Origin of the sequence: Microbacterium sp. NPDC019599, from assembly GCF_040632175.1 — a bacterium.
Lineage (GTDB): Bacteria > Actinomycetota > Actinomycetes > Actinomycetales > Microbacteriaceae > Microbacterium.
This window is the reverse complement of sequence record NZ_JBEYBL010000005.1, coordinates 93,094-106,821: the sequence shown is the minus strand read 5'-3', so window position 1 is coordinate 106,821 and position 13,728 is coordinate 93,094. Positions and strand designations below refer to the sequence as shown.

General features: G+C 69.3%; 12 protein-coding genes and 1 tRNA gene. 4 read left to right on the top strand and 9 right to left on the bottom strand.

Translation table 11 applies throughout. From position 1 onward, the window contains the following. Positions 1 to 14: 14 nt before the first annotated feature. The 3 genes from ABZ477_RS10905 (at position 15) to ABZ477_RS10895 (ending at position 2,524) form a co-directional block, all read left to right on the top strand. Complete coding sequence (locus tag ABZ477_RS10905; protein ID WP_360132251.1) at positions 15 to 1,376, top strand: LLM class flavin-dependent oxidoreductase; 1,362 nt, start codon at positions 15 to 17, stop codon at positions 1,374 to 1,376. A gap of 402 nt (positions 1,377 to 1,778) precedes the next feature. Further along, a tRNA-Met gene (locus tag ABZ477_RS10900) sits at positions 1,779 to 1,854 on the top strand. Between the two features lie 286 nt (positions 1,855 to 2,140). Continuing rightward, positions 2,141 to 2,524: a nuclear transport factor 2 family protein gene (locus ABZ477_RS10895; RefSeq protein WP_360132248.1), complete on the top strand. Its 384-nt coding sequence runs from the start codon at positions 2,141 to 2,143 to the stop codon at positions 2,522 to 2,524. A 214-nt stretch (positions 2,525 to 2,738) separates the two neighbouring features. Here ABZ477_RS10895 and ABZ477_RS10890 read toward each other — a convergent pair whose 3' ends face one another. From ABZ477_RS10890 to ABZ477_RS10850, 9 genes are all read right to left on the bottom strand, one after another. Then, positions 2,739 to 3,047 carry a nucleotide disphospho-sugar-binding domain-containing protein gene (locus tag ABZ477_RS10890; RefSeq protein ID WP_360132245.1) on the bottom strand — a complete coding sequence of 103 codons (309 nt, stop codon included), beginning with the start codon at positions 3,045 to 3,047 and terminating at the stop codon, positions 2,739 to 2,741. Then, positions 3,002 to 4,039: a glycosyltransferase gene (locus tag ABZ477_RS10885; protein ID WP_360132242.1), complete on the bottom strand. Its 1,038-nt coding sequence runs from the start codon at positions 4,037 to 4,039 to the stop codon at positions 3,002 to 3,004. Before ABZ477_RS10885 ends, ABZ477_RS10890 begins: the two co-directional genes overlap by 46 nt. A gap of 122 nt (positions 4,040 to 4,161) precedes the next feature. Further along, complete coding sequence (locus tag ABZ477_RS10880) at positions 4,162 to 6,144, bottom strand: serine hydrolase (RefSeq protein ID WP_360132239.1); 1,983 nt, start codon at positions 6,142 to 6,144, stop codon at positions 4,162 to 4,164. Between the two features lie 183 nt (positions 6,145 to 6,327). Beyond that, positions 6,328 to 8,748, bottom strand: a complete 2,421-nt coding sequence (locus tag ABZ477_RS10875; RefSeq protein WP_360132236.1) for a family 78 glycoside hydrolase catalytic domain — start codon at positions 8,746 to 8,748, stop codon at positions 6,328 to 6,330. 9 nt (positions 8,749 to 8,757) lie between these two features. Continuing rightward, complete coding sequence (locus ABZ477_RS10870; RefSeq protein ID WP_360132235.1) at positions 8,758 to 9,600, bottom strand: nucleoside hydrolase; 843 nt, start codon at positions 9,598 to 9,600, stop codon at positions 8,758 to 8,760. A gap of 1 nt (position 9,601) precedes the next feature. After that, positions 9,602 to 10,378, bottom strand: a complete 777-nt coding sequence (locus tag ABZ477_RS10865; RefSeq protein WP_360132232.1) for a fumarylacetoacetate hydrolase family protein — start codon at positions 10,376 to 10,378, stop codon at positions 9,602 to 9,604. A gap of 74 nt (positions 10,379 to 10,452) precedes the next feature. Further along, positions 10,453 to 11,328, bottom strand: a complete 876-nt coding sequence (locus ABZ477_RS10860) for a fumarylacetoacetate hydrolase family protein (RefSeq protein WP_360132229.1) — start codon at positions 11,326 to 11,328, stop codon at positions 10,453 to 10,455. Positions 11,329 to 11,459: 131 nt separating this feature from the next. Beyond that, positions 11,460 to 12,239, bottom strand: coding sequence for an SDR family oxidoreductase (locus ABZ477_RS10855; protein WP_360132226.1), 780 nt, complete (start codon positions 12,237 to 12,239; stop codon positions 11,460 to 11,462). 11 nt (positions 12,240 to 12,250) lie between these two features. Continuing rightward, positions 12,251 to 13,036 carry an SDR family oxidoreductase gene (locus ABZ477_RS10850; protein ID WP_360132223.1) on the bottom strand — a complete coding sequence of 262 codons (786 nt, stop codon included), beginning with the start codon at positions 13,034 to 13,036 and terminating at the stop codon, positions 12,251 to 12,253. 111 nt (positions 13,037 to 13,147) lie between these two features. On the opposite strand from ABZ477_RS10850, the gene ABZ477_RS10845 reads away from it, so the two are divergent. Next, positions 13,148 to 13,705 (top strand): carboxymuconolactone decarboxylase family protein, encoded by a 558-nt coding sequence (locus ABZ477_RS10845; RefSeq protein ID WP_360132220.1) that lies wholly within the window; start codon positions 13,148 to 13,150, stop codon positions 13,703 to 13,705. The last annotated feature ends 23 nt before the right edge of the window (positions 13,706 to 13,728 follow it).

The following is a 13,728-nucleotide window of genomic DNA, read 5'->3' as shown; positions in this document are numbered from 1 at the left end:
CCGAAGGAACAACCATGACGAACAAGCGCCAGATCAAGCTCGGCCTCGTGCTCACGGGAGCCGGGGGCCCCGGCAACCACAAGCTGTGGCAGGACCCCGCCATCCCGGCGAACGCGAGCGTCGACATCGAGTGGTACATCGCCAACGCACAGAAGGCCGAGGCGGCGAAGTTCGACCTCGTCTTCATCGTGGACAGCCAGTTCATCACGCCGGACTCGCCGCCCCACTACCTGAGCCGGCTCGAGCCGCTCACCCTCCTGTCGGGCGTCGCGACGCGCACGAGCAACATCGGCCTCGTCGGCACGCTGACCACCTCGTACAACGCCCCGTACAACGTCGCCCGGCGCTTCGCGTCGCTCGACCACATCAGCGGGGGCCGCGCAGGCTGGAATGTCGTGACGAGCGGGGATGCCGGCACCGCCGGCAACTACGGGCTCGACGAGCACTACGACTACGACACGCGGTACGGACGGGCGAGCGAGCACGTGAAGCTCGTCCAGGCGCTGTGGGACTCGTACGAGGCCGACGCGCTCCCCCGCGACCGCGGCACGGGCCGGTTCCTCGACCCGTCCAAGCTGCACTCCGTGGACCACGTGGGCGAGCACTTCAAGGTGACCGGCCCCTTGAACCTCGAGCGCCCGCCGCAGGGTCAGCCCGTCATCTTCCAGGCCGGCGACTCCACGCAGGGGCGGGACCTCGGCGCCGAGGTCGGCGAGGGCATCTTCACGCACGCCGCGACGCTCCAGCAGGCGAAGACCTTCTACGACGACATCAAGACGCGCGCCCGCGGCTTCGGCCGCCGCCCCGAGGACATCGTCATCCTCCCGGGTGTCGGCATCGTCGTCGGGGATACGGATGCCGAGGCCCGCGACCTCGAGCGGCACTTCCGCGAGACCGACCACTCGTTCGACCAGGCTCTCGCCGAGTTCGGTCGCTCGTTCGGCTGGCACGACTTCCGCCAGTACGACCTGGACGAGCCGTTCCCCCAGCACACCCTCGTGTTCGCCGAGCACAGCTTCCGCACGGGCGCGCAGCGGATCGCCGACCTCGCGGCCGACAACGGCTGGACCCTGCGCCAGACCGTCCAGAACAGCCTGCACCGCGCCCCCGGCCCCTTCGTCGGCTCGGCCGAGACCGTTGCGGACCGCCTGCAGGAGTGGTTCGAGGGCTACGGCCTCGACGGCTACAACATCCACGCCGGCCACCCCGCCCAGCTCGACCGCTTCATCGAGGAGGTCGTGCCGATCCTCGTCGAGCGCGGCCTCTTCCGGTCGGAGTACGAGTCCGACACGCTGCGCGGGAACCTCGGGCTGCAGGTGCCCGACAACCGGTACACGGCGGCGCGGACTGAGGAGCTCGTGCCTGTGGCCGGCTGACGTCTCTCGGCTCGGCCGCGAGCCCTGGCGCCGCCGCCCTCGAGTCCCGTCGTCGAGTCCCGTCGTCGAGTCCCGTCGTCGAGATGCCAGAACTAATGGCGTCTCGAGCACGAGAAGCCAGAACTTCTGGCTCCTCGGGGCGTCGGCCGAGGGCAACACCGCCCCGTCATCCTCCTTGGGTGGCGGGGCGGTTTCGCGTGCGCCCGGGCGCTGTGGCCCTCCATGGCGTGCCGGGCTCCGGCAGTCTGATGCGACACGCCGAGCCTTCGGGTCGTCGCTGCGGCGTGTCGGAACGAAACGCCGGAATTGGGGACGCGGATGCCGCGACACAGTCCGACTCACAGCGAAACTGCAGTTAACGCTGAATCACTCTGTCGCCGATCCCGGCTAGCGTGGGGTCATCGCGGCGATCCGGGCGGTCCCGGGCACCGGCTCATATCCGGCTGCGTTGCGGGTTCGACTCCCGCCGTCGCGTCCACTTCCGAACCGCTCGAACTCGCCGCGCCGGTGCGCGTCGACGGCACCACCATCGGGCGGATCATCGTGCCGTCCACCCGGGCATCCGATCGCCCCGCCACCCGGGATCTGCGGGCGACGCAAACGGGCACCGATGAGCGATCAGCATCCGCGGTTGTCCACCCCGATGGCAGCATGCGAGCCGCTGACAGACGGTGGTCAGCGCGCGGATGCAATCCTCGAGACGCCCAGGCCCCGAGCCGCGAGGAGAATGGGCGCGAGCCGGCTCGAGAACGAAGGAGTACGGGATGTCCGATGTCGAAGTCCTGCGGTCGCTCAACGCCTTGGTCGCCGAGTGGGAGCAGCGCCGCGATGAGACTGCCGTCGGGCGTCTGGATGAGATCCTCAGCGGCGACCTGCTGTTCCGCCGGGCGAACGGGGAGGTCGTCGACAAGACCGCCTTCATGGCGAGCCTCAGCGGTCCCAGCCCATTCGCGGACCGCACGTCCGACGTCCTGTCGGTCGATGTCCTCGGGAACGCCGCTCTCGTGGTCGTGATGGTGACGACGACCGATGCAGATGGCGTCGCTTCCCGGTTCCGGAATGTGCGCGCACTCACCCGCACCGACGACGACTGGCAGATCCGTTTCTGGTTCAACGAGCGCTGGCGCGAAGAACCCGCGCCGCACTGACACGCAAGCGAAGCGCGGCGCTGTTGTCGCCATCCGCGCGCAGCCGGGGGAAGGACCGGGCTTCGTGCGCTTCTCCGTGCCTCGCCCTGCCCGCAGAAGTGCGCGGCGCCATCAACCTCGCGATCCGCCGGCAGAACAACGGTGCGCACTGGAGGATCCCCTGGGCCATCGATGTCTGCGATGGTCGGGAGTAGGCAGTGTGCGTGGTGCGGTGTCAGTTGCCGGATCGAGGCGTCGGCTGGTTCGCAGGTTGGGCGAGCTGTTCGAGTAGTTCGGCTGCTCGGGCGGCCCCGCCGAGCGAGCGCAGTTGCGCACCGACGCGGGCCGCGGCATCCCGGTACGACGGTTCGATCGTGACTGAGTGGAACCCGGCTGCGACCTGAGCTGGTGTCGGAGTGCCGGTCTTGAGGTTGACGGCTGCTCCCGTCCACGCGACGCGGGAGGCGATCTCGGGTTTGTCGAGGTCGCCTCCCGCGATCACGAGCGGGATGTCGTGGGCGAGCATCGCGAGCGTCCCGCCCATCCTCCGTTCGTGAGGCCGACGTCCACTCGCGGAAGGAGCTCGGCATACGGCAGGAATCCTGCGACCCGTGTGTTGGCGGGGACGGGGAAGGGCAGCTCATCGCCTCCCGGAACACCCGTCGTGACCACCACGAGCAGATCGTCGCGGTCGGCCAGGGCTTCGAGCGTGGGCGCGATGAGGTCGGCGGGATCGATGTTCTGCGTCCCCTGCGTGACGTGCACGACGCGTCGGCCCTCGAGTTCGCCCCACCATGCCGGCAGCGTGCGCGACGCCTGCGGAGACATCCGGAGCTCGCCGACGAAGTGCAGGAAGTCGGGCCGGTCGGTGCGCTCGAAGTCGAGCAGTGGGGATCCGCTGGCGACGATGAGCTGTCGTGAGAAGGTGATCTGCTCCATCGTCAGCCCTCGCGGCCGTAGGCCGATGGATTCCTCGGATCGCGCGATCGCCTTCACGAGCGACCGGGCGATCAGCGGCGCAGTCGCGCGGAGGGCGGCATCCCTCGCCTTGGTGAACGGGTTCGTGCCCGGCCACAGTCCCAGCCCGGCAGGAGGACCCTGGGTTCCGGCGAGATTGAGCGGGATGATCGAGATCGTCGCCCAGGCACCGCCGTTCTGCGCGGCGTACAGGGCTGCGCCGATCGAGACGTCGTCGCCGGCGATCGCATCCCAGGGTTGCCTGACCCACTCGTCTCGCAGATCCTGCACCTGCGCGCCGGCGGTGTTGATGAAGACGTCTTCGACGTTGATGAGGAGCTGGCTGAGCCCCTTCTTTCCCAGCAGCCGCGGGAACGTCGCGGCGAGGTCGTTCTCATCGAAGTCGGGGGCGTGATGCCACGGGACCAGCCGCGCGCCCGTCGACTCCACGGCCGCGCGGAATGCCGCGCCCGAATAGACGCGCACCTCGTGCCCACGGGAGACGAGCGCAGTCGCCACCGCGCGAATGGGGTTGATGTGCCCCGTGAACGGCATCGCCGAGAGCAGGAAGCGGGCCATGCGACCCAGGATGCCGTGTGGAATCAGGATGCCGCGACCCAGGTCCGGCGCGGCGCCACGCCGAAGAGGTCCAGCCCGAGTGGTGTGGCAGGTCCTCTCGATTGCAGGTGTTCAGGTTGCGCTCACTTGTTCCAGAACGCGGCGTACCGAATCCTGCCCCGCGACTCCCACGCGGTGACGCCCCGGGTTCGGAATCCTCTGCCGACCGCGTCCTCCCATTCGGTGATGAACTCGGTGTCAGTCATCGCGTGCCGCGCAGTACTGGACGACACGGCGGGTGTGGGCGCCCAGATCCCCGAGAACCGCACTGTTCCGTCGTGCACGTAAGTGCCGAGGTACCGGAGGTGTCGGCCTGCCGCCTTGTTCGCCTCGTACCGCTGCTGATATTCCTGGCTGGTCAGGAAGGACTTCGACTGGGTGTCATCCGCTGGCTCCTGGATGTAGAGGGCCGTGTAACGCAGGGCGCCGTCGACCGAGACCACCGAGATCGCTTTCGGTCGCCAGCCGCTCGCCGTCCAGTCGTCGAACGTCGCCTGGTGGTCGGCGAGGCTCTTGTCGTGATAGGCCCGCACGCGGCGCGTGGACTTCACCCAGATCGCCGCGTACCGGACATCGCCGCGGACGAGGTGCGAGTCGACGTGTTCCAGGGCGAAGCCCGCAGCCTTGTGCTCGTCGTACGCCGCCTGATACTCCGGTCCTGTCATCGCGTGCCGGCTCGACCAGTCGACGCCGGAGAGGTTGTTTCGGAAGATCACGTTGAAATGGAGCTTCCCGCCGTCGGTGTACCCGTCGATCCACTCGAGCCGGTAGCCGGATCGGTCCGCGTCATCGAACACCGCCTGATACTCGGCCGCGGGCACCCCGTGCCGCACATACTCGGAGTCCGGCGACAGCGCGGGGTCGCCCCAGAGATCGAACGAAGCCGGAGCACCGGAGGCCGGCACCGCGAGGGCGATCTGGTTCGCCAGGCTGCGGAGCGAGTCGGACGTGAGCGACTTCGGTTCGTCCTCGACCTCCGGGCCCCGGACGTTGGCGGCAACGGCCACGTGCACGTCACTCAAGTCGGCGTTCTCGGTCGCCGACCGGTACCCGGCGGTGAACATCACGGCGCTGGCCAGCCCACCCGTGATGGATCCGTTGTGGCTCAGGTTGACGTGGCCATTCGAGTTCGTCCCGCGACCCCAGCCCATGCGGTCGAGCTCGGCGGTCGTGTGCGTGTTCGCCAGCTCGGCCATGATCCGCGTCATGCTCTGCGCCGATGCCATGAATCCGCCTGCGGCCAGTCCCGTTCCCAGCGCGGACTGCTCGAAGGGCTGCGGTTGCGGTGGCTGGGCGCTGCTCGCGAAGTGCCCGTGCGCATCGCACGAGTCGGGGGCGGCGCGCTGCCACCGGACGGCGTTGTGCAGGTTCATCGGGCGCAGGTAGTGGCCCCGCACGTAGTTGGGGTACGGCTTTCCGGACATCCGCTCGATCAGCAGGGCCCAGATGCCGAACCCGTAGTTCGAGTAGGACGACGGCTCCAGACCCTCGGGCGGGTTTCCCGGCTCGTAGCGGAGCCTCCGGGTCCGCAGGAAGTAGCGCAGCTCCTGTTCGAGTGTGACTTCGTCTTCGGCGACCTCGAACATCTGAGCGACGTCGGCTCGGTCCGGGCCGCTCTTCTGGAATCCGGCCTTGTGGTCGAGCAGATGCTGCAGGGTGATCTTCTCGTACCACTGCTTCCAGTCCGCGGAGTCGGGAGCGGCCGCTTGGATGCCGACGTCGATGTCGTCATCGAACTCGCCGTCGAAGAACCCGCGCGGTCCGAACAGCGTCACAGTGGAAGGATCGATGTCCTTGCCCCGCATGAGCTGAACGGCGGCGGGGCCGGTGATGAGGGCCTTCGTCGTGCTGCCGATCTTGCTCCGCATGGAAGGGGTCATCGGGCGGGTTCGCGTGCCGTCGGACATCGCGAAGCCGTACCCCTTCGACAGGATCAGTCGCCCCTGCTTCGTGACTGCGACAGTCAGGCCCACCACGATCTTGTCTTCGAACAGGCTCTCAACCAGGGCGTCGACGCTCGCCTCCAGCTGCGCCCATGCCCGTCCAGCGGAGATCAACCGAGCCATGATCTGCTCCTCCCAGACAGAGCGTTGGATGTTCACACGGAAGGAGACCTGGTGGACGCGCTTGATACATCACGCGCATCCTTGCGTTGAGGCCGGCACGCAATCGTCCCTGATCGGTTCAAAGACCCCATCGGGATCCAGAGCGGGCGGCGGTCGTCTGATCGGCGCGGGCATACGCCCGCATCAAGGCGACCGCTGCGCGCCGACGATGTGTCGCGAGGCGCCCGAAAGCAGGGAGATCTCTTCGCCGCCGGCCACGAGTGTCGCCCGGACGCCCTCGGGCACGGTTGCGGATACCGAAATCCCGTCCCCAGCGCGGGTCCACGCCACGGCGAGGCGGCCGAACGGTGTGCCGACGTGGGCCTGAACCCACTCGATGCCGCTGTCGAGGTCCGGCTCGATCGTCACCGTGCGCCAGCCAGGTGAGGTTGGCTGCAGGCCCGCGACCCGGCGGTAGAGCCAGTCGTCGACGCAGCCGAACGCGTAGTGGTTGAACGAGACGGGGCGCGGGGTGCCGTCGGGGGCGACAGCATCCCATGACTCCCAGATGGTCGTCGCACCGTGGTCGACCTCGTAGAGCCACGATGGCTGCTCGGTTTGGTGCAGGACCTGCCGCGCGAGGTCGCGGTAGCCCGTGTCCCACAGGACGTCGAGGAGGTAGGGGACGGAGAGGAAGCCCGTGTCGAGCCGGTCGCCACGCTCGCGCACGAGCTCGGCGAGGCGGGCAGCGGTCTTGTCGCGGATCCCGGCGGGCACCATGTCGAACGCGAGGGCCAGGACGTAGACGCCCTGCAGGCGGACGGGGAGCTCGCCGTCGGCATCGACGTACTCCGCCGCGAAGGCCGCTCGGACGGCCGCCGCACGAGACGCGAGATCGGATGCCTCGGCCCGGCCGAGCACGCCGGCGATGTGCGCGGCGATCGTGAGGGTCTGGGCCTGGAACATGGGCGCGATGAGCTCGGACGTCAGTCGCGGAGCCCTCAGGATCGCCTCGTGCGGGGGACCGCCTTCGAGGGTCGACGGCGTGAGCCAGTCGCCGAAGTGGTCGCCTGTGTTCCACAGCAGGGCCTGGCGGGCACGACGCTCGGAGCCGAGGTCGACCCCGGCGAGGGCGGCGGGCAGCTCCGCGGCGGCCGCGGTGCGCTGATAGTCGATCCAGCGGAGGATCGAGGGGTAGTTGTCCTCGAGCGCGGCGCGGTCGCCGTAGCGCTCCCACAGCGTCCAGGGGACGAAAGCGATCGCGTCGCTCCACCCTGCACTCGTCACGATCGCGCCGAGGCCCGTCGCCGAGGCGGCCGCCTCGATGTCGAAGGGCGAGCGCGGCGACGTGATCGGGATGCCGCCATCGGGAAGCTGGTCGGCTCGGAGGTTCTCGAGCCAGCGGGTGAGGAATGCGCGCACATCGGCGTTGTTCGTCGCCGCAGCGGCGAAGACCTGGATGTCGCCGGTCCAGCCGACGCGCTCGCGCTGCGGGCAGTCAGTCGGGATCGAGATGAAGTTGCCGCGCTGGCTCCACACGACGTTCTCGTGCAGTTTCGTCAGGCGCGGATCGGAGCACGCGAAGGATCCCGTCTGCGCGAGGTCGCTGGCGATGACGACGGCGCGGATCCCGGTGAGCTGGGCGCGGTCGCGAAGACCCCGGACACGCGCATAGCGGAAGCCGTGGAACGTGAACTCGGGCTCCCACTCGTCGTCGCCGCCCGTCGCGACGAACACGTCGGTCTGCTCCTTGTTCATCCCCGTGACGTTCTGGAACCACGAGCCGTCGGCCGCGAGCACTTCGGTGTGCTCGATCGTGATCTCCTGACCGGCGCTTGTCGCGGCGAGCGCGATGCGGACGCGGCCCACGATGACCTGGCCGAAGTCGACGAGAAGGCCCTCGTCCGTCTCGCGGAGCGAGTCGGGATCGAGTTCGAGGACGCGGCGGATCGGCTCACCGGTGAAGCGCACGAGAGTCGAGGTGTCGTGGCCGCGCTCGAGCACAGGAGTCCAGTCGGCGTCGTCGAAGGGAGCATCTGTCCAGCCGGCCGGTTCCGCGCGACGGTCGTACCGCTCGCCGATGAAGAGGTCGGCGTAGGTCCAGGGGCCGGGGCGGCTCACGGCTCCGTCGCCCGACACGACGGTCGCGGCGCGGCCGCCTGAGTATTCGAGCTCGAGCTGCCAGATCATCGCGGTGCGGTCGCCGAACTGCGCGCTGGACCCCGTGATGCCGATGCGGCCGGCCCACCAGCCGTCTGCCAGCGCGAAGGCGAGCACGTTCGCACCGGCGACGAGGGCGTCCGTGACGTCGTACGTCTGGAACGAGAGGCGGTGGAGGTAGCTGTCGAAGCCGGGTGCGAGCACCTCGTCGCCGATGCGCGCCCCGTTCGCCCACCCCGAGTAGGCGCCGCGCGCCGACGCGTGGAGGGTCGCGCGAACGAGCCCCCGCTCCACGTCGAACGACTGCCGGAGGAGCTGCAAAGGACGCAGCCGCTCCTCGGGAGGCGTGTCGGGGCGCGCTCCCCTGATCCAATCGAGCAGCGTCCACCGCTCGATGTCGGTGGGTTCCTGGGCCGGTTCGACCCACGCGGCGGTCCACGCGATGGCGGGCGCAGCATCCGTCATGTCAGGCTCTCAGACGTCCCGCCGACGTTCCGCGAGACGCAGCTTGGCGAGCAGGTCGCCGATGAGGAGCCGCACGTCGTCGGGGCCGACCTCGCGAACGCCCGCAGTGAGGTCGGACTCCTCGAAGCTCGCCCGGCCCAGGGCTGTGACGAGCAGGGGGAGGCTGTCGCCGAGCGCCCACACCTCGCCGAGGGCGACCTCGTCGGGCAGCGGAAGCGTGACGAAGCGCTCCCACAGCCAGCCGCCGACTGCACCGGAGCCGGCCAGCTCCTGCTCGAGCTCCGCGACCCCGATCCGGGCGACGCGGTAGGACTCGAGCGGGTACTGGATGATGCGGGCTGTGGTTCCGAGGACGTAGGCCGCGGCATCCTCGTCCGTCGCCCGGTTGTACTCCCAGCCGCCGGCGTCCCGGGTGCCGCCGACCCACACGATGACGAGCGCGTCGACCAGGTCGGGTCGGGCGAGAAGGGCGTCCGCGACGTTCGTGAGCGGGCCGGCACAGACGAGGTAGAGCTGCAGGGGGTCGTCGCGCAGCGCTTCGGCGATGATCGCGTCGGCTGCCGGGTTGGTCCGCGCTTCGCCCGTGAACGTCGTGTCAGGGCCGGCGTGCACGCCGCCCTCGACGCTCGCATCGAGAAGTCCGATGAGCTCGCTCGCGAGCGCGGCACCGCGGGCTGCGGTGCCTTCGGGTGGGCCGAAGACGGGGTTGAGCGACGAGGACGTCACGACCCGGACGTCGTTCGACGGCGAGAGCAGGTGGTGCGCGAGCGCCACGAGCCCGTCGGGGTCACCGGCCCAGTCGTTGTCGATCACGACCCGGCACGCGGGACGGATGCGCAGGCTCGCCGCCATGTCAGGCGAACCGGGTGATGATCTCGCCGACGCCCTCGATCGTGCTCGTGAGGACCTCGCCGGGCTGGAGGAAGCGCTTGGGCGTGCGCGCGTTGCCGATGCCGGAGGGCGTGCCCGTGAAGATGAGGTCTCCCGGCAGGAGCGAGACGACGGCCGAGAGCCGGGCGACGAGTTCGGGGACGTCGTAGATCATCCGCGACGTCCGGGAGTCCTGCAGGACCTCGCCGTCGAGCGAGCATGAGATGGCGAGATCGGCGGGGTCGGCGAACTCGTCGACCGACACGAGCCACGGGCCCGTCGGCGAGAAGCCGGGGTGGGACTTCGCGAGGCTGAACTGCGGGCGCGTGCCCTCGAGCTGCGCGAGGCGCTCCGAGAGATCCTGGCCGACGGTGAGCCCGGCGATGTGGTTCCAGGCCTCTTCACGCGGGATGCTGTGCCCCCCGCGACTGATGGCCACGACGAGCTCGACCTCCCAGTCGACGTTCCCGTCCGGCAGCGTCACCGTCGCGTCCGGGCCGGTGAGGCTCGACGGGAACTTCGTGAACGTCACGGGGAGGCTGTCGGGCGGGTAGCCGGCCTCGTCGGCGTGCTCGCGGTAGTTCACGCCGATGGCGAAGACCTGCGGCGGGCGCGGGACGGGCGGGCCGAGCTCCGACGTGAGCAGCGTCACGCCGGGGTCGGAGACGTCTGCGGCCCACTCGCGGAACGCGTCCCAGTCGTCGAACGCCGACATGGGGTCGGGTCCGAAGCGTCCGTCCGAGGCGGTGGCGACATCCACCGCCGTCTCTTCCGCGCCAGTCCCCGAGCCTGTCGAGGGGAGTAGGACGAGCCGGCCGGCGAGGTTCGCGATCCTCACCAGTCGACCCGCTCGGGCGCCGGCTCGCCGTAGCGGTCCTCCCACGAGATGACGCGGTTGCGCAGCACGCCGAGCCCCTGGATCTCCGCCTCGACGACGTCACCGGGCTTGAGGTAGTAGTCGAACGGGTTCTCCTGGATCGCCGCGACACCCCGGATCGTGCCGGTCGAGATCAGGTCGCCCGCGCTGAAGATCTGCGGCGAGTGGTACGAGATCAGGTGCGGGATCGTGACGAGCATCTCGCTGGTGTTGCCCTTCTGCCGCACGTCGCCGTTGACCCGCAGCTCCATCGCGAGGTTCTGGTAGTCCGGCACCTCGTCGACCGTGACGATGTAGGGGCCGATGGGGCAGAACGTGTCGATCGCCTTGCTGAAGGAGAAGACGCCCGACTCCATCTCCTTGCGCTGGATGTCGCGCGCGGAGATGTCGTTGAAGATCGTGAATCCCGCGATGTGTTCCACGGCTTCCTCGGGGCTGAAGAACTTGCCCGGCTTGCCGATGACGGCGAGCATCTCGAGCTCGTAGTCCATCTCCCGCGTGAGGTGCTCCGGGTAGACGATGTCGTCGTCCGGCCCGATGATGGCGTCGACGTTCTGGAAGAACACGATGCCCTTGTGCACCGGGTGCGACCAGTTGACCTTCTCGAGCTCTTCGTGGTGCGCCGCGAAGTTGCCCGCCGTGTGGAAGAACTTCTTCGGCACGATCGGCGCACGCAGCCGCACATCGGCGTAGTTCAGCCGCTCGCCGGTCTCGCGGACGTCGCCGCCGCGCTCGAAGTACTCGCGCGTCGAGGGCACGTCGAGTTCGATGACGACGCCTTCTTCGAGCTCGAGGCGGCCGACGCGGCCGTCGTCGAAGGTGATGAGCTTCATGGGTTCTCCTTGTGATTTGTTCGTTCGGGGCGTTTCGTCTCGCTTCGCTCGCTCAACGACCGGGAATTGGCCTGCCGGTCGTTGAGCGAGGAGCGAAGCGACGAGACGAAACGCAACTCATTCGTCCGCGCTCACGCGCCGACCATATTGAAGCCGCCGTCGGCGAGCAGGTAGCCGCCGGTGAGGTGTGCGGACTCGTCGGTCGCGAGCCACAGGCACGTGCCGGCGACGAACTCGGGGGGCGGGATGACGCCCATCGGCGTCTGCGAGATGAGCACCTCCCGGCGGCCGCTCTTCCAGTCCTCGCGCTGCAGCAGCCGCTCGGTCTCCATGAAGCCCGGCGCGAACGTGTTGACGCGGACCGCGGGGGCCAGCACCTTCGCGTACGACTTCGTGATGCCGAGGATCGCGTACTTCGCGGCGGCGTACTGCGGGGCACGGGGCGACCCGCGGACGATGACGGTCGAGCCGACGTTGATGATGTTGCCGTGGCCCTGCTCCAGCATCCGTTCGCCGAACTCGTGCGTCATGAGGAGCGTGCCCTTGACGTCGACGTCGACGACGGCGTCGAGGGCCTCCTGCGTGAGGTCGCGCCACGACATCTGCTCGCTCGAGACGTCGCCGACGTTGTTGACGAGGACGTCGAGGATGCCGAACGCGGCGAACACCTCGTCGGCCATGCGCTTGATCTCGGCCCACGAGCCGATGTCGCCCTGGACGAGGATGCCGTCGCTGCCGGCTTCGCGGATGCGCTGGAGCGTCTGCTCGGCCCCCGCCTTCGACGAGCGGTAGTGCACCGCGATCTTCGCGCCCTCCTGCGCGGCGCGCACCGCGATCTCGGCGCCGAAGCCCGTGCCGGCGCCCGTGACGAGCACGGTCTTGCCCGCGAATCGGGGATAGATCTGTGACATGGGTGTCCTCCTCAGACGAGTGTGCGTCCGCCGTCGATGTACAGCACGTGGCCCGTGATGAAGCCGGCGTGACGGGACGACAGGAACAGTGCGGGGCCGGTCAGCTCGTCGGGCGTGCCGAGCCTGCCCGCCGGGACCAGCGCCTCGAGCTCTTCGCGCTTGCCCGGCTTGGCGAGGTGGTGCGCCGTCAGCGTCGTCTCGACGTAGCCGGGCGCGAGGGCGTTGACCGTGACGCCCGACACGGCCCACTCCCGCGCCATGACGCGCAGCAGCTGATTGATGCCGCCCTTGGACGCGGCGTACGGCCCGTGGGAGTGGTGGGCGAGCAGCCCCGAGACGCTGGAGAGGGCGAGGATGCGGCCGTAGCCCTGCTCGACCATGTGGCGACCCGCGGCCTGCGCGAGCGCGAATACGGACGAGAGGTTGACGCGCAGGATGTGGTCCCACTCGTCTTCGGTGAACTCGAGGATCGGGCGGCGGTCGTTGATCCCGACGGCGTGCAGCAGGACGTCGAGTCCACCGAGACGCGCCACGACGTCCGCCACGACCTGCGCGCCCGCACCGTGCTCGGTGAGGTCGGCCTGGATGAGCTCATAGCTCGCGCCCGCCGCCGACAGCTCGGCTCCCAGCGCGTCGAGGGCCCGCTGGTCGCGATCGACGACGACGACGGACGCCCCGGCATCCGCATACGCGAGCGCGCACGCACCGCCGATCCCGCCCGCGCCCGCCACGAGCACGCGCGAGCCGTCCAGCCCCAGCCAGGTGGTGTCGGGAGTGACGTCGGTGAGAGTCGTCATCGGCTGCTCCAGGGCTTGTCTCGTTCGGATGTCGTGTTCATTCAGTGAAACACACTTTCGTTTAATGAATGTAGACTGGGCTCACGACGATGTCAATCCGAGGAGCCGTTGATGGCCGACGACCACCGCCTCACCCCGCGCCCGCCCGCGCTGCTCGGCGACCAGGAGCGCGCCCTCTACGACGCGATCACGGGAGGTCCGCGGGCTCGTGGCCCGCAGCACTTCGCGCTGACCGCGCCCGACGGATCGCTCCGCGGCCCCTTCGACGCGTTCCTGCTTGCCCCGGCGGTCGGCGCCGCGCTGCAGGAACTCGGCTCGGCGATCCGCTACCGCACCGCGCTGACCGATCGCGCGCGCGAGATCGCGATCCTGCTCGTGGCGGCGCGCTGGGACTCTGCGTTCGAGCGCGAGGCGCACGAGGCTGTCGCGGGGGCTGCCGGGCTCGACGACGGGGTGCTCTGCGCATTGCGGGACGAGGATGCCTCCGCGCTCGACGGCGAAGAGGCCCTCGTCGCGCGCACAGTGATCGCACTGCTGGACGGCGACCTCGATGACCCGCAGTGGGAGGCTGCGGCATCCGTCCTCGGCGAAGCCGGCGTCTTCGAGCTCACGGCGCTCGTCGGGTACTACTCCACGCTCGCGCTGCAGCTGCGGGTATTCCGTGTCTAGGTTTGCGGGCGACCGCCGAGAGG